The 22486-nt window shown below is 37.1% G+C and carries 23 protein-coding genes; 6 read left to right on the forward strand and 17 right to left on the reverse strand.

What is annotated here, in order from left to right; all coding sequences use genetic code 11:
- Positions 1–11 precede the first annotated feature (11 nt).
- From ACNQFZ_RS05140 to ACNQFZ_RS05170, 7 genes are all read right to left on the reverse strand, one after another.
- On the reverse strand, positions 12–992 hold the full coding sequence (locus tag ACNQFZ_RS05140; RefSeq protein ID WP_458415315.1) for a LacI family DNA-binding transcriptional regulator: 981 nt from the start codon (positions 990–992) through the stop codon (positions 12–14).
- 137 nt (positions 993–1129) lie between these two features.
- Positions 1130–2794 carry a flagellar assembly protein A gene (locus ACNQFZ_RS05145; protein ID WP_458414278.1) on the reverse strand — a complete coding sequence of 555 codons (1665 nt, stop codon included), beginning with the start codon at positions 2792–2794 and terminating at the stop codon, positions 1130–1132.
- Positions 2795–3206: 412 nt separating this feature from the next.
- Positions 3207–3560, reverse strand: coding sequence for a DUF1360 domain-containing protein (locus tag ACNQFZ_RS05150; RefSeq protein ID WP_458414279.1), 354 nt, complete (start codon positions 3558–3560; stop codon positions 3207–3209).
- Positions 3557–4249 carry a peptidoglycan recognition protein family protein gene (locus ACNQFZ_RS05155; protein ID WP_458414280.1) on the reverse strand — a complete coding sequence of 231 codons (693 nt, stop codon included), beginning with the start codon at positions 4247–4249 and terminating at the stop codon, positions 3557–3559. The genes ACNQFZ_RS05150 and ACNQFZ_RS05155 overlap by 4 nt, the downstream gene beginning before the upstream one ends.
- The gene (locus ACNQFZ_RS05160; protein WP_458414281.1) at positions 4249–4440 is read right to left on the reverse strand and encodes a hypothetical protein; all 192 of its coding nucleotides are present in this window, start codon (positions 4438–4440) and stop codon (positions 4249–4251) included. The genes ACNQFZ_RS05155 and ACNQFZ_RS05160 overlap by 1 nt, the downstream gene beginning before the upstream one ends.
- A gap of 248 nt (positions 4441–4688) precedes the next feature.
- The gene (locus ACNQFZ_RS05165) at positions 4689–5111 is read right to left on the reverse strand and encodes a CotY/CotZ family spore coat protein (RefSeq protein WP_458414282.1); all 423 of its coding nucleotides are present in this window, start codon (positions 5109–5111) and stop codon (positions 4689–4691) included.
- A 119-nt stretch (positions 5112–5230) separates the two neighbouring features.
- The gene (locus tag ACNQFZ_RS05170; RefSeq protein WP_458414283.1) at positions 5231–6454 is read right to left on the reverse strand and encodes an ATP-grasp domain-containing protein; all 1224 of its coding nucleotides are present in this window, start codon (positions 6452–6454) and stop codon (positions 5231–5233) included.
- A gap of 226 nt (positions 6455–6680) precedes the next feature.
- On the opposite strand from ACNQFZ_RS05170, the gene ACNQFZ_RS05175 reads away from it, so the two are divergent.
- On the forward strand, positions 6681–7523 hold the full coding sequence (locus tag ACNQFZ_RS05175) for a CotY/CotZ family spore coat protein (protein ID WP_458414284.1): 843 nt from the start codon (positions 6681–6683) through the stop codon (positions 7521–7523).
- Positions 7524–7707: 184 nt separating this feature from the next.
- Entirely contained in the window at positions 7708–8232 is a 525-nt protein-coding gene (locus ACNQFZ_RS05180; protein ID WP_458414285.1) for a CotY/CotZ family spore coat protein, read from the forward strand.
- A 109-nt stretch (positions 8233–8341) separates the two neighbouring features.
- On the opposite strand, the gene ACNQFZ_RS05185 is transcribed toward ACNQFZ_RS05180, so the two are convergent.
- The 6 genes from ACNQFZ_RS05185 to mgtE all read right to left on the reverse strand — a co-directional run bounded on the left by ACNQFZ_RS05185 (position 8342) and on the right by mgtE (position 15831).
- On the reverse strand, positions 8342–9010 hold the full coding sequence (locus tag ACNQFZ_RS05185) for a DUF2642 domain-containing protein (protein ID WP_458414286.1): 669 nt from the start codon (positions 9008–9010) through the stop codon (positions 8342–8344).
- A gap of 101 nt (positions 9011–9111) precedes the next feature.
- Positions 9112–9921, reverse strand: a complete 810-nt coding sequence (locus ACNQFZ_RS05190; RefSeq protein ID WP_458414287.1) for a hypothetical protein — start codon at positions 9919–9921, stop codon at positions 9112–9114.
- Between the two features lie 175 nt (positions 9922–10096).
- Positions 10097–11611, reverse strand: a complete 1515-nt coding sequence (locus ACNQFZ_RS05195; RefSeq protein ID WP_458414288.1) for a CotO family spore coat protein — start codon at positions 11609–11611, stop codon at positions 10097–10099.
- Positions 11612–11749: 138 nt separating this feature from the next.
- Positions 11750–12523, reverse strand: a complete 774-nt coding sequence (gene fabI / locus ACNQFZ_RS05200) for an enoyl-ACP reductase FabI (protein ID WP_458414289.1) — start codon at positions 12521–12523, stop codon at positions 11750–11752.
- An 87-nt stretch (positions 12524–12610) separates the two neighbouring features.
- The gene (locus ACNQFZ_RS05205) at positions 12611–14452 is read right to left on the reverse strand and encodes a cation:proton antiporter domain-containing protein (RefSeq protein WP_458415316.1); all 1842 of its coding nucleotides are present in this window, start codon (positions 14450–14452) and stop codon (positions 12611–12613) included.
- Positions 14453–14466: 14 nt separating this feature from the next.
- Positions 14467–15831: a magnesium transporter gene (gene mgtE / locus ACNQFZ_RS05210; protein ID WP_458414290.1), complete on the reverse strand. Its 1365-nt coding sequence runs from the start codon at positions 15829–15831 to the stop codon at positions 14467–14469.
- A 185-nt stretch (positions 15832–16016) separates the two neighbouring features.
- Between mgtE and ACNQFZ_RS05215 the strand changes: the two genes are divergently transcribed.
- Complete coding sequence (locus ACNQFZ_RS05215; RefSeq protein WP_458414291.1) at positions 16017–17201, forward strand: FtsW/RodA/SpoVE family cell cycle protein; 1185 nt, start codon at positions 16017–16019, stop codon at positions 17199–17201.
- Between the two features lie 97 nt (positions 17202–17298).
- Positions 17299–18039: a bis(5'-nucleosyl)-tetraphosphatase PrpE gene (prpE, locus tag ACNQFZ_RS05220; RefSeq protein ID WP_458414292.1), complete on the forward strand. Its 741-nt coding sequence runs from the start codon at positions 17299–17301 to the stop codon at positions 18037–18039.
- 48 nt (positions 18040–18087) lie between these two features.
- Here the strand turns inward: prpE and ACNQFZ_RS05225 are convergent, their stop codons facing one another.
- Genes ACNQFZ_RS05225 through ACNQFZ_RS05235 form a run of 3 tightly spaced genes read right to left on the reverse strand, consistent with a single transcriptional unit; the run spans position 18088 to position 20248 of the window.
- Positions 18088–18981: an RluA family pseudouridine synthase gene (locus ACNQFZ_RS05225; RefSeq protein ID WP_458414293.1), complete on the reverse strand. Its 894-nt coding sequence runs from the start codon at positions 18979–18981 to the stop codon at positions 18088–18090.
- A 17-nt stretch (positions 18982–18998) separates the two neighbouring features.
- The gene (locus tag ACNQFZ_RS05230) at positions 18999–19439 is read right to left on the reverse strand and encodes a GNAT family N-acetyltransferase (protein ID WP_458414294.1); all 441 of its coding nucleotides are present in this window, start codon (positions 19437–19439) and stop codon (positions 18999–19001) included.
- Between the two features lie 2 nt (positions 19440–19441).
- Positions 19442–20248, reverse strand: a complete 807-nt coding sequence (locus ACNQFZ_RS05235; RefSeq protein ID WP_458414295.1) for an NAD kinase — start codon at positions 20246–20248, stop codon at positions 19442–19444.
- Between the two features lie 138 nt (positions 20249–20386).
- Between ACNQFZ_RS05235 and ACNQFZ_RS05240 the strand changes: the two genes are divergently transcribed.
- On the forward strand, positions 20387–20983 hold the full coding sequence (locus tag ACNQFZ_RS05240; RefSeq protein WP_458414296.1) for a CYTH domain-containing protein: 597 nt from the start codon (positions 20387–20389) through the stop codon (positions 20981–20983).
- Complete coding sequence (locus ACNQFZ_RS05245; protein ID WP_458414297.1) at positions 20980–21618, forward strand: lytic transglycosylase domain-containing protein; 639 nt, start codon at positions 20980–20982, stop codon at positions 21616–21618. The genes ACNQFZ_RS05240 and ACNQFZ_RS05245 overlap by 4 nt, the downstream gene beginning before the upstream one ends.
- Before the next feature lie 30 nt (positions 21619–21648).
- Here ACNQFZ_RS05245 and pssA read toward each other — a convergent pair whose 3' ends face one another.
- A complete protein-coding gene (gene pssA, locus ACNQFZ_RS05250; protein ID WP_458414298.1) occupies positions 21649–22347 on the reverse strand; it encodes a CDP-diacylglycerol--serine O-phosphatidyltransferase in 699 nt (232 codons plus the stop codon).
- Positions 22348–22486: the final 139 nt, after the last annotated feature.

A 22486-nucleotide genomic window follows, 5' to 3' on the forward strand; every position in this document is an offset into this window, starting at 1 on the left:
AAAACACCTCACTATGATCTTGTTGATTTTCGTTCGATTAATTTCACTGGGAATGTATAATTGCTTTTAGGTAACGGTTTTCCTTCAATAATTCCTAAGAGCATCTGTGCTGCCGTTGTTCCAATCTCATAAATTGGCTGGGACATCGTTGTTAACTCCGGTGTGGTGATTTCAGAAAGCACTATTCCATCAAAGCCAACCACAGATAAATCTTCAGGAACTTTTCTGCCCAACTCCTCGGCAGCTTTAAGGACTCCAATCGCCATTAGGTCGTTTCCGGCGAAGACTCCATCGATGTCCGGATAAATGGTTAACAAAGCTCTCATAACCTGAGTGGTTTTTTGTAAATTGAATTCCCCATTTACGATTAAATCTGGTTGAAACCATGGCAATTCCTGAACTTCATCTACAAACCCCAGACAGCGTGCATCAGCGTTTAATACATTGTAGGGTCCGCGGACATGAGCAATTTTTTTACATCCCTTGTCGATTAAAAACCTAGTTGCCGCACGTGCACCTTCATAATTATCTACACCTACAGTTGGCGTTGAATCATCAATCGGCCGGTCTAGGGCTACGATTGGGACTCCGATACCTTCAATATGTTCCTTTTGTAAAGTACTTGTGACGATAATAAAACCATCTACATATTTCTGTTTAAGAACATCAATATATTCCTGCTCTTTTAGTATTTCACTATCCGAGTTACATAATACAAGTGTATAACCTGCTTGATTTGTTACATCTTCTACAGCTCTGGCCAGCTGCGGAAAAAAAGGATTCGTAATATCAGGTACAATAAGACCAATCATTTTTGATTGCTTTTTAAACAAGCTTCTTGCAACAGCATTGGGCTTGTAATTTAATTGGTCAATAGCATCCATTACCTTTTTTCTTGTATCCTCATTGACATAACCGTTATTATTTATTACCCGCGAAACCGTCGCAACAGAAACCCCAGCTTCTTTTGCGACATCTTTAATTGTACTCAACATTACCACCTGAGATTCATTTAATGTGTAATCGGTTACAGCAGAAGCTAAAAAAAAGAATGTAACCCGTTACACACAGTATAAATATATGATTAAATACTAGTCAATCTTTTTTTAACATTTTAAGTATTTTTCTTTCAGCGGATGGCAAGTCCTCCTTCTTCATCTATTCGTGCGACGATATTTGTCATATCCTTCGTAAATTTATATCTTCTCTTTCCAATTTGAATCGTAGTTTCTGCAAATACATTTTTAATGATGATCGTTTGATCGTGCGGAACAGTAATGAATGTTGGTGTGCCCCCTTTACTACCGGCTTCATTTATCGTAACGCCTTGACCTGCAAAAACTCCTCCACCGCGCAGGAAGCCATTTATCTCTATCGCTCCAAGGGCATAGATTGTGCAGTTATAACAACCTTGTTTGGTAATTACCACATCACCTGAAGAAATAATAAAACTATTCATCACCGAAGGCGATTGGACAGACACACCTAAATCACAAGGTATATCCAAAAGTTCAAGCAGTTGATTTTCTTTTATTATTTCAACAACTGCTTTATCGATATTCCCTGCGATAATTTCACTGGATATGACATTACTATAATGGATAGCAGATTGACCTGCCTTTAGTTTTGCCTCACTTGTTGTACCTTTTACTTCTATATTACCGATTGCTGTAATTTCCATGTGTTCTTCAATGTTCCCACTAATTAGGATATCACCATTGAATTTAATATTTCCTGAGGACATGCTGACATCACCTTGATGCTCCAGTTTTGGAACAACATTAACAATGACTATATTCCCCCGCTTCTGTGTCGATGGTCTACCCATTGAAGTTGCTACTATTTTACTATCAATAATTTTAGCACCATCTCCAACTCTCACCTGCAAAGGCAGAACTGGTTGCGGTGGTATACTTTCCCCAGTAACAGCCTTTCCTTCCTTTCCTGGGACTGGGTCATGAATAATCGCAATGTCTGTCCCACTTGTAATAGAGGGAATATCCTTACCTTCCCTAAAATCGATTGATCCATCCTCTCGCTCTTTAAATCTTTTTCCCTCATTTATTAAAACTTTATACTCTAACCATCCATGTTTTCCTTCAATCGGAGGCTCACCTTGTGCAATAATATATTGTTCATTCACTTCAGTACTACATGCTTTCTCTATTTGTTCCTCTTGGATTCCATAAGAAACTCCCATGCTTTTTAACTTCTCATGAATATCCACTGTTGTTAATGTTAAATTTGGGTTAATTTCTTGTGTAGCTTCTAATGTGATTTCAGATGCTGGCTTTTGATTGCGAAGGACATATGTGGATATGCTGCCTGGAATAACTTTAATCGTTGCTGTTACTTTATTTTTCGCTAGTTCGATACTCCATTTGGTTGGTATCTCTTCCTTCTTAAATTCAAGTTTTAACTTATCTTTTTCAGAAATCGTGGTTTTTTCTTTCATAAGCGTATTATTTTTATACAGCTGGATTGTTGCTGGTATATGAACATATAGTTCCCCTTCGTCGGGGTCGCTACAATGAATTTCACCATTTTCAACCCAAACTTTTCCTATTTTTGCTGTCCCCCGATCTGTTGATTCAAATGTAGTCTCCTTTTTAACGGGCTTACTTTTGCTTGATATTCGAACTTCAGCATCCAGAGAGCCTAGAGATAATATTCCTTTTCTGCCTTTTTTCAATATCTCAATCGTTACCTCTTCTTTTGTTTGACCTAACTGTTTTAATCCTTTTTCAATAGCTTCATCAACCGTCTTGGCTTTGAAAATAATTCCTCTTTCCATCTCGTCACCCCCGGTCAAATATATGCAAACGTTTCCAACATTAGCTTCATCTTCTAAAAAAATAAAATTAGAATAGAAATGCTCTCTATATGGAATATTATACCGTAAAAATATCAATCTCACAATCTAAGCAATTGGAAAAAATAATACTTATTCAGATTAAAAAAGGACTCCCTTTTCCGAGTCCTTTCAAAAAACTATCGAAGCAAACCTTTACTTCTTTTTATTAGTTCCGCAACCACATCCACTTTTCTTTTTCGTAGTTGATGTCTTTTTTTTGTTGGTAGAGGTTGAGTTATTATTTTTATTCATAAAAAGCCTCCTTGCGTCAGAAGTATAGATATTATAGGGTATTCTATTCAATGGAAAAGCAATGGGGAAGGGCAGGTTGACCAACTATTGCAAAAAGCTATTATTCGAGCATTTTCAAAAGGACAGCTTCTAAAAATGAAGCACAGCCAGCAATCGCCAAGATTACGATAATGGGAGAAAAATAATCTACCAAATACGAATACCCTACATATAGCAGCACCGCACACCATATACCTGTACACCAATAACAACTTAATAATTCCCCTATAAATTTCTGAATTCCCGTACCTTTTAGTTCAATATACGTTTCAACCGTTCCATCCTCCAAAACCTCTTCATACTCACGATGAAATGGTTTTCTAATAAAACGAGTAACCTTATCATGGATCATCAAGCGGGTGAGTCGAAATGTCGCTAAGCATAATAGAATAAATTCAAAAGGGCTATCAATCATAACCTCTCACTTAACCTTTTTAATACAAGCGCTTCAGCCCAAAGCGGCAATCCCTTTTCAATTTGTCCATTCCATTCTTCGTCTGATAATAAGCCCTCTTTATACAACCAATCAATAGCAGCTTTTTTCCAGGAGCCAACTGTTTTATCTGCAGTTGAGCCCACAGCATGTGCCCCTTCTCCTGCTATTTGCCTAGTTTTCACCTCATTTAAAAACCAATCCTTCGTAATACCAGTCCCTGGACAAGTCTTTGGTGAGTGTTCACGATGGAAAACAACATCATGTAAAGATAATTTAAACTTATCAATCAGTACTCTAATTGCGGCGATAATAGCATCTAATTGTATTCCCTCCAGCTTTTCTTCACCATTATCAAAGTTGCCTATCATTTCGAACATAATCCCGCCTGAATTGTACCCAGTAATTCCGGCAGGATCCAATTCTAGAGAGCGTCCATCCCAGATAAGTCCATCAGGTGCCACACTAAAATGTTGACCAATATCACGCCATCCTCTTGTTTCAGTATGATACCGCCACATCGCGGCAATGGTTGCTTCACCTCTATAATCGGATTTTCTTGGCTTCCAAGTATGATGCAATTGAATATGGGTTATTTTTCTTTTAATTGACACAGATTGAATGAAAGATTGAAATTCTGCAATTGTATAAGACTTAAAATCACGTACCATTATTTTTGACTCTCCCCCCTCCACTTTTGGAATAAGCGTTGGTATACAGCTGCCTGCGCCCATAGTGGCAAAGGTTCCTCAATTCGCTCTTTCCAATATTCTTCGGACAATAAACCTTCTTCAAATAACCAATCCACCGCTTCCTTTTTCCACTCCGCCGTTCCAAAAGGATAACCAGATTTACGCGCCATTTTATTACCCCTTTCCTGTGTGTGTTATAGATAAATGATCTTCCATAAACCTCTCATATTACAAATATATTTTTTTACAAAAGAAGTGCTATTTAGGTTCGGCCTTTTTCTATTTTTAGCATTTTCACAAAAAAGCAGCCCTACAATAAGAGCCGCTCGGTCCTTTCTTAAAATAACCATATTCTGCAGTAATTTCCCACTTCCATAAATGGCAAGTCAAGAAGCAATTATTCTATCTAACTCATAACCTACTTCGGCTCAATATTAGGTAAGATTCTATTTACAAGGTCTGGAGATAATGGGTTAATTACACAAAAGCAGTTCAAATCAACGGTGATACTGCATGTTGTTTTTAACAACGAATAGATTTCATCACATAATAGCGTTGGTAATCCATCCATATCAACCGCTTCAAGCAACGATAAAGTGGCACAGCATTTTTCCTCTTTTAGCTTTTCCAACCTGAAGAAATGGGTCTTAAAACAGCCATATTCATCGATACAAAATGCTGAAAATGGCTTACAAGAATTATTACCGAATAACAAAAAGGGAATTGTATCAGGGGTAGGGGTCATACGGATAAATTGAAATTCCATATCACGCTCAGATATCATTTTCTGTTCTTTTAGGAGCCTCTTCATGGCTATACAAATATTATTTTCTTTTTCCATACATTTACCATCCCTCCCACTCATAATGGAAAAATAAGATCATCTCATAATATTGTATAAGCCAAGAGGTACAAACGTGTGGGACAAATGCTTACATTAGGATTATTTTCAGTTCACTCCTAAATGGGTTCCAAATAAAATTTAATATTCCGGGCAGCCTTCATCGCATTCATCTTCGCCTCCTCAGCTGTATCTCCTGTTGCCATGATGTAACCATACCTGTGCCCCATAGATAGTGGAGGTGTCATCGTAGACCCTTTTCGTGGTTTTATATAAACCTCAAGAACCCCAGGTTGTGCGGCTGCTTTATTTTTACCAGTTACCTTTAACAGACATCCATATGAGCCAATCACAATATAGTGAGTGTAAATATTTTTCTCGAATTTTCTTTCCAATGCCGGCTCTTCTCCTAGAAAAAGCTTAATCGTTTCTTCAACAAGATTAATTCCAAAAGCCTCTTCAATCATTCGATTCATAGCTCCGCCAGAAATGCGGGGATTTATTTCAATAAGCTTCCAATTATCGTTTACATACCTTAATTCGAGATGGCAGCCAGCATTGCTTACTCCTAAATCATGAATGATGGATGAAACGGCTCCATGTAACGATTGATACAATGGATCACTTACATTTACCTGCAACTCATAACCAGTTATGATAAATCTGGATGCTTTATTCGTAAGTTCTTGTTTAATCATAGCAATGATATGGACCAGACCTTTATGGACGACCACCTCAACCAAATATTGAGGGCCAATTAAATATTCTTCAATCAAGATTTTCCTATTTGGAAACATTCTTTGAAATTTCCTTATTACATTTTCCATTTCAAGCCTATTATTAACTAAATAAACATCCTTTGAAGCTTTAGAGACTGGTGATTTAATAATGACTGGGAATTTATAATCAAAATCATTTATAAAAGACCGCAGATTATCTGATGGCTTAAATATTTTATAAATTGGAGTTAATGCATTATTTTTTAATGCCTCCCTTGTTTTTGACTTATCCTCCATTTTCTTGATAGCCGTTATAGATATGTCGGATTTACATAGCTCATTTGATAAACGTGCAGCCATTGACACAAAAGGGTCTACAAAGCTGATAACTGTTGCAATCCTTTCTCCTTGGTCTTTCAGCTTTATGATCACGTCTCTAACGTCATCTTCCGTTATTTGTTTCAAAAAAAATAGTTGCTGTACATCAGTAAATTCATCACGTTGGCTCATAAATTTATTACTTTCAGTTATTAATACAACAGAATACCCCATTCTTCTTGCGGCCTTAATAGCCTCCCTGCTGGAGCCTGACTTTGTTGTCTCAATAAAGATTATCGTTTCCACTTCATTGTTCACACTCCAAAATCACACTTTTTTTATCGATATGCCAATGCTCTCTATATGTATAGGCAGACTCACTATTTTCCAAAAAACGGTAGTGGCGATTATCATGCTAATTAAATGCTACATTTCATGAACAAGTAGACAACTCCCCATACAGCTTTTCCAACCCTTCATACTCTAATATAGACAGAATATCGTCTAATAAAAGAACGGAGGGTATATTTACATGAGAGGTTTTGATTTAAATGAATTTGGTTTTCAAGAATCTTTCGAGAGAGAAAATCCAACGCAACGTATGAATGCTGGACGCCATACTCATCAATCCAGACGTCAAAAACGCCGCAAGCACTACGATCAGTATGAACAACATGTGCACTGCGAGCAGCATGAGGAAGAATACGGTCAACACATGCTGAATAATCAGCACGAGCAATACAGCCAGCATAAGCACCATAATTATCACGAACAGTTCAATCCCCACGGACACCATGACCATCATGAGCACCATGAACACCACGAACACCACGAACACCACGACCATAAGAAGAATGATGAGGATTGTATTTGCGAAACAATTAAGAAAATCCACAAAGCCCAAGTCGAGGCAGATCATTGTGATTGTAGAGTAAGCTGTGAAAAATCAATTCAGCAACTCCTTTCTGGGTCAAAACATAAACAAACGGCAAACACAATCCCATTTTCAATGGATTGTGGATGTGAAACATTTTTTGGAAAAGCACCCGTGTACAATGAGCACGGCCACTTTTGCATAATTGCCAGTCCATTTTTTAAAGTGAAACAAGTAAAAGAAAACTGTTGTGTAGTATTGGAGCTATTATGGCCAACGTGTGATGATGAACCATTTCAGGACACCTTCAAAGAGAATGGACATTTCGAATTCCCATGCTGTTTTGATTTTAACGGTTTTGTTGGAACAGGCGCATGTATAACCGTTGATCTCAAATGCTTTTGCAGTATTTCCTGCCACAAGCCAACAATGGTTGAGCATGCAACCGAAGAGCAACTTCACGATATTTTCAAAAATCACAGGCATTGCCATAAAAAATAGCCATATTATAAAGGGTGAGTGCCATACTCACCCACTTTTCCTTTATTAGTGGAAAACCCCTTTATTCATCATTAATTTTATTCCAAAAAATATAGTCATTTACCCACACACTACAATCACCCATACATATTCTGTTAGAGACGATAGTCATTAAATATAAAAGTAAAAAGGAGAGGTTGAGGGTATGAGTTGTGGAAAAGGTAATCAACGCCCTGGAATGACTAGTAATTGTGTATGTGATGTCGTAAGGGCTATTGCTGAGGCACAAAATGAAGTCATCGAAAACGTTTGTGATGTGAGCTGTGAAAGATCAATTGAAAGCTTGCTGGATCCAGCCGCAGCCAATGATCTAAATACAGTACCTTTCATTCTTTATGGTCAAGATTTAATGCCATTCAAAGGATTTGGTATTGATTTCTTACGAAATAAAAACAACCAAAACAACGTACAGTTCGAGTGTATTGAAAGCTTTATCTTCCGGGTAAAAACTGTCGATGAGGACTGCTGCGCTGTTATTGAGTTATTAGCCTTCGGTCAAAATCAAGGCGGTGGCGGTGGCAATAACAACAAGAATAATCAAGATGAAAATCCTTGCAATCAAATTAACGGCCAAAAACTTGAAGATCTTGTCGGCACAGGGATTTGTATTACAGTTGATTTATCATGCTTCTGCGCCATTACTTGCTTACCAGCGGTATCATTGGCATAACAATGAAATTATCTTTTAGGGCATCAGTTTGGAGTCAACTCCAACTGATGCTAAAAAATATAAGGAAAGCAAAAAAAGACTGCCAGAATACTGGAAGTCTTCTTTTGTATTATCCTGGAAGATGGATTGTTTTAATATGCCGTAAATTCACAAAGGATGGAACTTGTTTAGCCGTAATTAATTTTACAATATTATATTCAATAGCATTTAATTGACCAATTTTATTAGTGTCCTGCCCCAAATCAAAAACGACAATTTGATTCATTAATTTTTTCAACTGTTCTTCAAAAGATCTAGCTAGCGGAATACTAAATGGATTAATCGGTAAATCCTCCCTGGAAAGGGCATATGGAGACTGTTGATGATGATAAGGTGTTAGCCATTTTAAATGCTGAAGGGATACATAAACCGTCTTATATACCGGCGAGAAAAAGACAACATAATTATTCATAACGCTTACAACATAACCATGGATTGATTGTGAATTAGCAATATTTATTTCAGAAAATACTCCTCTGGCATTATTTAATATTTTACGAAATGACAATGTTTCGTTTAAATAATCGTCCATTATTCCTTCAAATGGAGCTACATCGGGTGAATCATCATCCTTTTTATTTATTTTCTGAATATGAATAGATGGAATATACAAAAAGTCCCTGCCATTAAAAATGACAATGATATCTGTACCTGTTGCAATCAAAATTCCCTTATGGATAATGTTTCCCGAAACTTCTACATAGATTTGTTCATTTATAAAGTCCTTTAATAGTTCCAATTTCCCTCCTCCTTCCCACCTCGTAAGGAACCCATATTTAATTGAATCTTAAATGAGTGCACTGATTTTTAGTTTCAATGCACTCATTTAAGAGCTTGAACTCATCTTCTTTTTTTTCGATCTTGTTGTTTCTTTTTATCAGCAACAATGGAACTAGTAATCTGGTTATTATTTTCGTTACTATTCTCATTACTTTCAGATTGATTTTTTTGTCTAATGCTCTTCACATGGTATTTACTAACTCTTAATACTTCATCACGAACAACTAAGATTAAAAGGCTGTCACTTGCATCAACTAATACGCCTTCCACACTTTCAGGCCCACGATTAATAATGACATAACTATATTTCAGTTGTTCGAAGAGCTCATCAAATCCACCGTCATCTATAAATGATGTTTCAATATCTTCCTCACGTACTTCTGCTTTATTTTCATTTTCTTCGTTGCTGTCTTCATTCTCTTTCTTGTGGTCAGCATTTCCTTCCACTTTTACACTCACACCTTTGATATGATCAAGATTGTAATAAACAACCCCATCCTTCGGTTCATGGAGGACTAAGTAATCGTCAGTAACGGCTAGTAATCTACCCTTCCTTGAATCAGGGCCGCCCCGATTAATTTTCACATGTTCATTGATTAAACTTTCAAGTAATTCTTGAAAGCTGCCCTGATCCTCTTCCCCACCATCAGATGTCATTGTTTCCATTGAATTCGTTTTAGAATCTACAACAACGCTTTTAATATGCTTTGTTTTATAATATATAAAGCCATCTTTTTCATTGTAAAGCATAATAAAGTCAGGTCTCACTGCTAACAATAATCCATTCCATGCTTCCGGTCCTGCTTTATAAGCCTTTACTTCCCTTCCAACCATTGTTGTTAAATATGAACTATTCATTGTATTTTCCATGTTATATATCCTCCCTAATGATATTCGTACCTAAGGTACATCTGCATCTGTATTATATTAATATGTATCCCAAGATTTTTTGGTTTGCTATAAATAGCCTATTTTTGAAATTACTTTTAATAGGACAAAAAAAGACTACAACATAGTTGCAGCCTGGTTTTAAAATATATTGAGGTTAAAAGCTTTTGCGATTGATTGCAACGATATCTTCAATTTTCATCTCTACACGATATGGCTTTCTTCTTTGCATTACATGGACAATCCCATTGGTATACCCGGCAACAATTCCTTGTATGGTTAAGTCATTCGTTTTTATTTCGCATTTCATTTTCGGTACAGCAGCTGGTAAATTGACAAGATAATCAACTTTCTCTTCAATCGTCATCTCTTTGAACTGTTTTGCACGTTTAGGTTTAGCTTCATCTAGCTCTTCAAGCACCGATGGTATATCGAATTGTGGCGGCTCCATTTCTTGTAGTTGTTCTTGCTCTGATTGTTGCCTTAATGCTTGCAGCTGTTCAAATACAGGTAATTGTTCTATGTTTCGTGGTTGTCTGTACTCCACCGGTTGTGGTTGTTCCACAATCCACGGTTGCCTATATTCCGGTTGTTGTTCTATAATCCGCGGTTGTCTAAAGTCTTGCGGTTGCTCAAGGATTCGCGGTTGCCTATGTTCTTCCCAATTTTCATGATTTTGAGTGTTTAGCACCTGTAGATCTTGTTCTAATTTCTTTTTCTGTTTTAACATTTTTTGTTCCTGTATTTGCTGATGAATGTTTGTGAAAGTATTTTTCTTTTTTGGTACGGCAATTGCTTTTCTTCCCTTTTCGATACTTGAATTTATACCAAATGTAGCCGCTGCGCTTTTTTTCCGTTTTGGAGGTTCTTCAACTTCGGGAACTAGAGGCTCTAAATTTGCTTGTAATTGGTTTTCTAAAACTAATTTGTTTTGAATGTGTACTGGTTTCCCTACAATAATGTCTTCTAATGCAGGTAACTTTTCTTTAAGAAGCTGCTCTAAAGGCCTGATAATATTTTCTATTTGATTTTCAACCTGTTCCGGCTTCTTCTCCATTATCTTGTTACTTAAAATCTGCTCAACTAGTTTCACTTTATCTTCTCCTATATTTTCAACTACGTTCGCTTGACCCTTTTCAATCGTAACAGCCGGTGTTTGTTGTAAATCATCCGACGCAACCGGTTTTGGTATATCCTCCTCCGTCTGTTCTATTGGTTTTTGAACCAATTCAACCTCAATCGGTTTCGGTTTTTCTTCTTCCATATTTTTGATTAGTTTTGCTCTCTTTACTAGGATCTTTTTTTTTCGCTTCGATTTTACTCTTTCTGTTATACTACTTTTAACTGGTTTTTCTTCATCTATAATTTCAATAGGATCCGGTTTAGCTTCAATATTAACTTCAGGCAGTTTTTTTAAAGGTACAACATTTTCCTCCATCAGTGATTCTATCGGTACTTTTTGTTCTTCGACTTTATTTTCAGAAATTGGAGAAATAGTCGTTTTATCATTTTTTGGAGTTCCATGTGTGACTCCAAGAGATCCTGGTTTCATGACAGGTGTTCCTGGTTTCATCACATAAGATTGCTGCATTTTGGGCTTTGCTGTTGGATAAATTGGCTGCGAAATATACATTAGAGGTTTACTTGTTGTATCATTAATATTTTTTCTCATTTTGATCCCTCCCCATACTTGTAATCTCGTAGCTATCTTATGCTTTTAAATTATGTATCGTGCCCACTTTTTTTAAAAAAAGTACTTTACCACATCTGTCAGCAATGTCAGCAAGATGCGGTAAAGTACTTTTTGTTTTTAGTAGCCCATGATATGATAACCTGAATCTACATGGATATTTTCACCGGTAATTCCTCTAGATAAATCACTAAATAAGAACAACGCAGTGTCTCCCACCTCTTCAGGAGTTGTTGTCCGACGGAGCGGTGCCCTTTCTTCAATTTCTTTTAATATCGTATTAAAATCACCAATAACTTTTGATGACAGCGTTCTGATTGGTCCGGCTGAAATGGAGTTTACTCTAATCCCATACTTGCCAAGGTCGCTTGCTAGATATTTAACACTAGCATCTAAAGAGGCCTTCGCAACACCCATAACATTGTAATTTGTGATGACCTTTTCACCGCCCAAATAGGTTAAGGTTACTATGCTACCGCCTTCTGTCATTAAATCTTTTGCAGCTTTAGCAACTGCCGTTAAGGAATAGGAGCTGATATTTTGGGCAAGCAGAAATCCGTCTCTTGTCGTATTCATATATTCGCCCTTTAATTCTTCCGTTTTTGCAAACGCAATACAGTGGGCTATACCATGAATCGTACCTATTTCTTCTTTAATTTGCGAAAAGGCTTGTGCAATATTTTCGTCACTTGTCACATCACACGGTAGAACGATTGAATCTTGTCGTTCCAATGACTCTGCTAATTCACGAACGTTACTTTCCAAACGCTCACCTGCATATGTAAAAACTAATCGCGCCCCGGCCTTATGTAAAGATTGGGCAATTCCCCAGGCAATACTTCTCTTATTCGCTACCCCCATAACAACATATGTACGTCCTTGCAATGACAGCATATAGATACTCCTCCTTATAGTAGCCTGATACCAGGCTACTGATTATATTATAATAATTCGATTTTCAGCAGCAAATTCCTTCAAAACCTAATCACCATGCTCGAATACCATACGTAATTCATCTACATACTCCCTTGAACCCGTAACAATTAATCGATCATTTAGCCTTAATTCAGTATCCCCATGCGGGACGATGGAATCTGTTTCGCGAAATACGCGAACAATGATGACATCCCCTGTAAAAGGAAAGTTTCTAAGCAAAACACCATGATAATTAGGATTTTTCATATTAATTTGATGGAGTGCACTTTCTTCTTTCGTGAAAATCGTAATAACACTTGGAGTCTCGATTAGTGCTTTTAATAATGTTTTTGCTGAAAAGAACACGGATAGGATGTCAATGTTATGGTTACGTAAAAGCTTATCATAAACTGGGGACTCAGCCCTCGCAATAACACGCTCTACCCCATAATGTTCCTTGGCATAAATCCCAATTTCCGCATTTTTTGCCTCATCACCAGTAAATAAAACTAAAATATCCCCCTCAAATACGTGATGGCTTTCAAGGGTTTGAATCGTATAATTTTCAATTTCAACAATATGAAATACTGGGTTTGAAACTTGTTTATCAATCTTTTCCTGCTTCATATGATAAATAAATGTTTCATAATAATCCGGATCCAGCTCTCTTGTTACCGGCAATGTCATTTGATTGGCACCAATAAAAACGACCTTTGTCTTTTGAAAGATTTCTGGTTGCTTGGGAAATAGCTTTTTAAACAAAATTGGTGAAATGATGCATGAAATAACGGCAACTAGTATTAGCGCCCCAGATTCCTGGGTTGTAAGCACGCCAATTCTTTCGCCAATTGTCCCTGCAGCAATGACAAGAGATAACGTCGATGTTAATAAAAATCCTGAGGCAAAAATGGTCCTCCAGTCGTACCATTTTCTTAATACTACAGCCGGTAATAGCTTTGATATAAACAAGGCAACAAGTAATAGGGGAATTAACAGCAATGTTTTTGGGTCATTAAATAAGGCCCATATATCCAACTTAACACCAATCATCACAAAAAAGATGGGGATAAGGAAGCCATATCCAAACGAATCCAATTTATGAACCATCTCTGGATTTGGTGATAACAATGAAACAAGCGCGCCTGCTAAAAACGCACCTAGAATATTTTCGGCTCCAATCGATTCTGATAATGCAACTAAAAAAATAATGAGAGCAAATACTGCTCTTGTGTCAATTTGAATCGTACCTTTTGACATTGTTTCCAAAAATGATTGATTCCTGAAATACTTTCCAATAAAATACAGAAAAACACCCGCACCAAATAAAATCAAGAGAAGCCAAGTATTTCCTTGACTCTCGCTATACATTGAAACAAATACGGCCAACAATACCATTGTTACCAAATCAGCGATGACCGCTACTAATAGAATGGTTTGGCCGATTGTTGTTTTCATAATTTGTTCTTCTTTCAATGTCGGTACCACTACACCTAATGAGATCGTGGAAATAATCAACGTCATTAAGAGTGCATTGTCTATAAATCCAGCCCAAACAAAGAGAAGGGATAACAAAAAGGATACTATAAAAATCCCAATAAAATACGTTGAAGCAAGAACAAATGCATTGCCAGTCATTTTCCCCTTCTTTTTACCACCAGCGAACGCCGAAAAATCAATTTCTACACCACTAAGGAACATTAAAAAGATAAATCCTAATAATGATAATGTTTCCAACCACATATCTTGATGAACAATTTGGAAACCACTTTCCCCAATGATGAGTCCCACAATAATCTCCGCAACAACAACAGGCATAAAATTGAGCCTAAAGCGATGCAACAGAATAGGTGTTAAAAAAGCAGCTATAATTACAATAACCAAAGATGAAACAGATGCATGTGCTCCTATAAAACCACACCTCCCTAAATCAAGTAATTCAATAAAAGTGTTGCAAGGCCAAAATAGATTAAAATACTGATTATGTCATTTAACGTAGTTATAAACGGTCCTGAGGCAACTGCCGGGTCGATTTTAAATTTATGCATAATTAACGGTACTAGAGCACCAGCCATTGTAGCGACAGTCAGTGTTGCAAAAATAGAAATACCAACAAGGAAGCCCAATACCAAACTATGCTGCCATACGTCTACTACTATCATAACTAGTATTCCACATATAATGCCAATAATTAGCCCGGTGCCCACCTCTTTTCGAAGCATTTGTATCTTACTGTTGCGATTCATCTCGCCGAGGGCAATGCCCCGAACAGCTACAGCAAGTGCTTGTGTCCCTGTATTTCCGGCCATCCCGGCAATAAGTGGGATAAAAACAGCTAAGATTGAATCTTTTTTCAATGTTTCTTCAAATCGACCAATCAAGCTTGCTGTAAACATGCCAAGAAATAATAAGATAATAAGCCAAGGCAAGCGTTTCCTAGCAGCAGAAAAGGCAGAATAATCGTTATCCTCAACGTCCGGAACACCGGCCAGTTTCGAATAATCTTCAGATGCCTCTTCGTCGATGACGTCAATAATATCGTCTACGGTGATGATTCCAAGTAAATGCCTTTGAAAATCAAGAACAGGAACAGCTAAAAAATCATAATCCCGCATCATTTTAGCAACGTTTTCCTGATCTTCACTTACGGAAACAGATACGATTCGATCATTCATTACTTCTGAAATAAGTTTATCATCATCTGCAATAATTAAATCACGCAAAGACAAGACACCGACAAGCCGTTCTTCATCATCAATAACATATATATAATAGATCGTTTCAGCTTCTGCTGCTTCCGATTTTAAGATTTTCATTGCATTTCGAATCGTCTGGTTTGCCGAAAGCGCGACAAACTCAGTTGTCATAATACTTCCTGCTGTTTTTTCTTCATAATGAAGTAAATCTTTTATTTCCTGGGCCGCTTCATCATCCATAATCGTAAGGTAGTTGGCCACTTGATCTTTTTCAAGCTCATTTAATACGTCAACCGCATCATCGGCATACATTTCGGCCAGCATATCCGCAATATAAGCAGGGTCCATTTCCTGAAGAATACTCTCCTGGTCATCACTTTCAAGATTATGAAATAGTTCAGCCAGTTCGGCTGGAGATAAATAAGAATAAATATGATGCCTAGCCTCTTTTTCCTGATTAACAAAAAACTTTGCTTGGTCATATGGATGGACTTCCAGAAATTCTTTCCGAAAAGCATCGATATCATGATTCTGTAGGGCTTCTGTAAGGTAGGAAGCAAATTGTTCATCCAGCTTCTTTTTGTAGTCTGGCATATGGGTGTTCCTCCTTTTTACATTATTATATTAACGACCATGATAAAACCTTTTTAATCGTAAAATGATGCCTTTTATTTGTCAAACTGTTTCTTCGACTTTTCAAGTTAGATAAATTTCGTTAAGATAGTAAAGGATGCTGATGCATTCGGAAAAGAAAAAGCATCTAGAAAGGAATATTTGCAATGGAAATAGAAAAGGACAAAACTCCTTATCAAAAAATAGATATCACCCTTGTCTTAATTGTGTTGGCTTTGGGATTATTCAGTTTGATTGCAATTTATAGTATTCAACCATCACTCCCTGCTAAACTGCAAAATGTGAACTTTGTAGGTAAACAAGTGATGTGGTATGTAATTGGCTTTATCGCAATTGGGCTTACAATGATTATCGACTTCGATCGCTTTAAAAATTTCTCATGGTATTTGTATGGTTTTGGTCTTATTCTGTTACTTGGTCTTGAGGTGCTCGGACCATCGAAATTGGCACCAGATATTAATGGAGCTGTCAGTTGGTATGTATTGCCTGTCATCGGAAATTTTCAACCAGCTGAATTAATGAAAATCTTTCTAATCATTTTACTTAGTGAAATTATTGTAAAACATAATGAAACTTATCCAGATCATCGCACCCTACGAGAAGATTTTATTTTATTAGGAAAGTTGCTTGCTGTAACTGCGCCTCCTTTATTGTTAATTCTAAAGCAACCTGATTTAGGAACTGCTATCGTGGTCGCGGCGGTCCTGGGTTCTCTTCTTTTAGTGTCAGGCATAAGATGGCGGATTATATTCGGATTAGCAGCTTCTGTCGTTTCCTTTATAGGACTTTTAGTATTTATTTACTTTAAAAGTCCGGAGTTTATAACAACATACGTTCTTAAGGCGCACCAAATGAATCGCTTTTATGGTTGGCTTGCACCACATGAATTTGCCAGTAGTTACGGTTTTCAATTAGTCAAAGCGATGCTGGCCATTGGCTCCGGACAACTAGAGGGAAAAGGATTATTTAATGGCCAGGTTTATTTTCCTGAGGCACAAACCGATTTCATTTTTGCGGTAATTGGTGAACAATTTGGTTTTATTGGCGCAAGTATTCTTATTTCGTTATTTTTCCTATTGGTTTATAGAATGATTCATACCGCACTGGAAAGTCATGATCCATATGGAAGTTATTTATGTACTGGTGTGATTGGTATGATTACGTTTCAAGTGTTCGAAAATATTGGTATGACTATTCAATTAATGCCCATCACTGGAATAACACTTCCATTCATTAGTTACGGCGGTAGCTCCTTACTTACGACCATGATTTCCGTTGGCATCGTTTTAAACGTCCGCTCGAGAACACGAAAATATATGTTTGGAAGCTAATGGGAAGAATTGTCTGTGGAAATAAATGAAATCGGCGGGATGCGCCGATTTCTATTTTTTATCTTGATTTTACTCAGGATAGGGGTGGAATGTTGAAATGTACGATGTAATTGGTGATATCCATGGCTGCTATGATGAATTTGTATCCCTTACAAAAAAACTTGGCTATGTTTGGGACAATGGTTTTCCTGTCCATCCTTATGATAGGAAACTCGCGTTCGTTGGGGATTTAACTGACCGGGGACGGGAATCCATTCATGTAATGGAAATGGTATATAAACTTGTCGTTGAAGAAAAGTTGGCCCACTATACACCAGGAAACCATTGTGATAAGCTCTACCGCTATTTTTCAGGAAGAAAAGTACAGATAAAAAATGGGCTGGAAACTACTGTAGCTGAGTATGACGCCCTTTCTCCAAAAGATCAAGCAAAGGTACGCTCTCATTTTATGAAGCTTTTTGAGCGTGCACCTTTGTATCTTCAGTTGGATGATGGAAAGTTAGTCATTGCCCATGCCGGCATTCGCCATGATTATATTGGAAAAACAGGAAACAAAGTTAAAACATTTGTTTTATACGGTGATATCACAGGGGAGACAAACCCCGACGGCACTCCCGTCAGGAGAGACTGGGCGAGGCAATATCATGGAGATGCTTGGATTGTATATGGCCATACCCCCGTTGAAAAGCCTCGAAAAGTGAATAAAACATGGAATATTGATACCGGCTGTGTGTTTGGCGGTATGCTAACTGCTCTACGATATCCAGAAATGGAAACGGTGTCGGTTCCATCCACCATGCCCACAGTACCAGAAAAGTTTAGATTATTTGAAGAATAATAAAAAGGGAATCCGAGTGTTCAGTTTAGAGGCACTTGGATTCCCTTTTTACCCTATCACAAGCTTTTCCATATCATCTGGCAAAGGTACTGTAAAAGCAAATTCCCGCTCAAGTAATGGATGATAAAACATGACACATTTGCTGTGCAATGCTTGTCTCGCAATTAAATCCCGCTTCCCCCCATATAAATCATCTCCCATTAACGGATGACCAATGGATGACATATGAACGCGGATTTGATGTGTACGACCTGTTTCTAATTTTAACGAAACTAATGTCCGATCAGAAAACCGTTGTTTCACTTCATAATGTGTGACTGCATGTTGCCCATCATTTCTGACTTCACGTTCAATGATACTTTCTTCTTTCCGGCCAATTGGGGCATCTATAGTGCCGATATCATGTTCAACTACCCCATGAACAACTGCTGTGTATTCTCTATGGATACTTTTTCTTTTTTGTTCTAAAGCAAATAAAGAATGAACAAAGCTATTTTTGGCGACAATCATTAAGCCAGAGGTATCACGATCCAAGCGATTGACAATATGTATCGTGGATGGCAAACCGATTTTGTTATAATAATGAATGAGGGCGTTAGCGAGCGTACCACTTTGGTGCTCTCTGGACGGTATCGACGCCATAAATGGCTGCTTGTTAATAATCAGGATATATTCATCCTCATAAACAATCGATATTGGAATATTCTCAGGAGTAATTCCATCATTACGAACTTCCGTTGGGAATTGAATAACTAAATAGTCACCAGCTTGTAAACTTTTACGGACCGTTACATGCTCTCCATTTAAAAGAATATCTCCGCCTTGGAATTTGATATCAACCAACGCCCTTTTTGAAATTCCCTTTTCTTTTAGTAAAAACTCGCGAATGAGCATTCCATCATACTTTTTTTCTATTTTCCATTGCAAAGTAAATGTCCTCATGAATGACCACCGCTTTTCTACAAACTACAAAAATAAAATCTTGTTTCAGGGCTTTCAATAAAACCCTGTTTTTTATAAAAGCGTGCAGATGGAAATGTACGTTCAGTTAATAGCACAATTGCCGTATAGCCTTTTTCCATTAGCCTTATCTTTGCAGCGTCCATGAGCTTTGTACCGATTCCTTTTTCTTGATAGGCCTCGTCCACACACATTTCATATAAATAATAGATATCCCCGCTCCACCACTTTTTTCTTGCACCAATCACAAAACCGACAATCTTGGAATCTTCCGCTTCGATTACAAAACCTTCAAAACCAGGCGTGTTCATTACATCTTGAAAATATTCAACCGCAAGCGCCAATGTCCAGTGGTCATTCCAAGGTTCACGATTAAATACGTTTATAAACATATCAGTACACGCTCTGATATCAGCTTTCGCAAATGGTCTCGTAATCATAATCATCCTCTCGTATCATTCCCCACGAAAGAATCTCGGACTCTGTTCCAAAAAGGAAATGGTCGGTAACGAGCAAAGCGAACTTTTTGATCGGATACACGGCATTGTATTGATTTAACATCCTTATGTAAAATGGTTTTATGATCAACGGTTATTAATAAATCTGATTCCTTCATCGGTCTCAACAATAAAGTATGATGGCCCGGTAAAATAAGTGGTGAGCCAATAGTTCGGAAGACACGGTTATTAATGGACGCCATTTCAGCAACTTGAATGGCCTCAATCGATGGATGAATAATAGCTCCTCCGAGTGCTTTGTTGTATGCTGTGCTTCCCGACGGAGTGGATACGCAAAGTCCATCGCCCCGAAATGTTTCAAATTTCTGACCCTTTATCTCAACATCTATCACAAGTGAGCCCTCTGTTGCCTTGATTGTTGTTTCATTTAATGATAAATAGTACGTTTCTTTCCCACCGTCAATATGACGTACAATTGTTTCAAGAATTGGGTATTCCACTACAGAGAAAGGTGTCCGTGCGAGTTCAATTACAAGCTTCTCCACTTCAGAAGGGACCCAATCCGCGTAAAAACCGAGGTGCCCTGTATGTACACCAACAAAAGCAGTTTTGCTTAAACGATGTTGATATTGATGGAAAGCATAAAGCAACGTCCCATCTCCGCCAATTGATATTACAATATCAGGCTCAGCTTCATCAAATATTAGGTTAAAGTCTAATAAATAATTTTTCATTTTCATTCTTAAGGCATTCGAGGTTTGATCTCCTCTTGAAGTAATCGCAAATTTCATACAACCGACTTCCAATCTTTTATTTTTATGGTAATAGTGTAACACATAAAAGTAACATTTTAATTCAATTGATTTTAAAAACTTTATCCTGCATAATACTATTTGTATGTCATTATCAACATTTCTAGGAGCATATTTATGAGTCAAGAAATTGAAATAGAATATAAAAACATGCTTACAAAAGATGAGTTTGAATTATTGATGAAAAATTTTGCTATATCCCCTGATGATTTTATTAGCCAAGAGAATTATTATTTTGATACTTTCAATTTTTCACTTAGAGCCAAGAAATCAGCTTTAAGGATTCGAAAAAGAGAGGACAAGTATATTTTTACATTAAAACAGCCTCTAGAACAAGGTCTTTTGGAAACTCATCAAGAACTTACAGCTGCAGAAGCTATTCTTTTATTAGAAGATAAAGGGAAACAATTCGTTGATGGGGATATCAAGGATGCAATTATGCAAATGCGGATTAATCCTCTGGACATCCACTATTTGGGTGAATTAACAACCAATCGTGCTGAAATAAAGGATGGCGAAAATATTCTCGTTCTTGATCATAGTTTTTATCAAGGACACGAGGATTATGAGCTTGAATATGAGGTTAAAAAACCAATTGAAGGCAAAGAAAGATTTCTCGAAATCATAAAACAACACCATATTCCATTAAGAAATACTAAAAATAAAATTGCGCGTTTTTTTGAAATTAGACAACAAAAGGAAGACCAAGTATGAAAATTAATGCTGATCATTTAAAAACATTGATGGAAATACAAGCATTGCGAAATTTTAACCGTTCATCCCAGGTATCTATAGAGGGAACAGATCCTTTTTCAGAACTCCTTGAATTAGAGATTGCAAAATTACAAAGCAATGCTGCACAATTAGGACAGGACAATCCAACGGATTTGGCATTAAAGGAATGGCAAGCTTTGCAGCCTAACTTTAAAATTACAAATTACTCCTATCCAGTCCAGGATAAACAAAGCTCGTCATCTAACTTTGACAGTTTGATAGAAGATGTAGCTAAAAAATATGGGGTTGATGCAAAGCTGATAAGTGCAGTAATTAAACATGAATCCAATTTTAACCCCCTTGCTAAGAGCAAAGCGGGAGCTTCTGGATTAATGCAGCTTATGCCTGCTACTGCAAAGTGGCTGGGAGTCGAGAATGTCTATGATCCAAAAGAAAATATAGAGGCCGGTACTAAGTACTTAAAGAATTTATTGGACAAGTATGATGGGGATGTGCATCTTGCTTTGGCTGCCTATAATGCAGGCCCAGGGAATGTAGATAAGTTTAACGGAATTCCCCCATTCAAAGAAACGCAAGCATATGTTAAAAAAGTGTCGGATTCCTATTTTGCTTAGAATAAATAAAAGCGGCTTGAGTAGCCGCTTTTATTCATATTCCCCTTTACTATTTTTCCTTTTAATAAATCTGTATGCTAAATAAGCAATGTAAAGTGGTGCTGCTATGTATATAAGATAAGGAAACTTGGCATACGTATCTTTCCAAATAATATATAAAAGACAACCTAGAAAAATTGTAACAATCGTACCATATTTGGGTAATGGTACTTCTTTTAAGCTTGGAATTTTAATTGTACTGACCATTAAAAAGGATAAAGCCGTAAAAACGACAGTTGTAACAATATTAGGGATTTTATCTCCGAATAATGTTAGGATTGCTAAAATTCCACCTGCTGCTGTAATGGGCACGCCAACAAAATAATGCAAGGATTGTTTAGTCGGACTAATGTTAAACCTTGCTAAGCGATAAGCCCCGAACAACGGAAAAAGTCCTGCCACTACAAAACCCAAGATACCAAAATGAAAAAAATATGTATAGTAAACCAAAAAGGAAGGGGCAACGCCAAATGTTACAATATCAGCTAATGAATCCAGTTCCTTTCCTAAAGAACTATCAGCATTTAGCATCCTTGCTAACCTTCCATCCATACTATCCAGCATCATCCCAATTAATATTAATATGGCTGCATTATTAAATTCCCCATTTGCAGCAAAACCAATGGAGAGAAAACCACAATATAGGTTTCCCAACGTAAACATATTTGGGATGCTTTTCGTTAAACGCATAATCAAACCTCACTTTAGCCACTATTATTAGTATAATTATTATTTGCCTTATATTATTATAACACGGAAAGTTTATAACAATCTTCTTTAAAAGAAAATAATGGCAGCACTTCTAGAAGCACAATATTTGCCCCATCTC

The organism is Schinkia acidoalkalinis, from assembly GCF_054301215.1.